The 281-nt window shown below is 27.4% G+C and carries 1 protein-coding gene; it reads left to right on the top strand.

Going from position 1 to position 281, the window contains the following annotated elements; translation table 11 throughout:
• Window positions 1–197 precede the first annotated feature (197 nt).
• Window positions 198–281 (top strand): cold-shock protein (locus tag CXF54_RS12995; protein WP_198551074.1); only part of this gene is annotated, 84 nt, incomplete at its 3' end.

Raw genomic sequence — 281 nt, forward strand, 5'->3', positions numbered from 1 at the left:
TTACCTATAAAGGTAGCCTTTTTTTGTGCTTAAAAAGTAATGATAATCACTGTAAAGTTTTAAAAGTGAATTAATAACAAAGGTTTGGTGTTAAATTGAGTGGTAAATGCATCATTTATGATTAATAATGTTGCCCTTTCAAATAATGGCACTATACTTGTAATGTATTAAGTATTAATAAAATAAATTATATTACAATGAGTAAAGGAACAGTAAAGTTTTTCAACGACGCAAAAGGATTCGGTTTTATCACTGAAGAAGGCGTAGACAAAGATCATTTT

Origin of the sequence: Olleya sp. 1-3, assembly GCF_002836085.1 — a bacterium.
GTDB classification, from domain to species: domain Bacteria; phylum Bacteroidota; class Bacteroidia; order Flavobacteriales; family Flavobacteriaceae; genus Olleya; species Olleya namhaensis.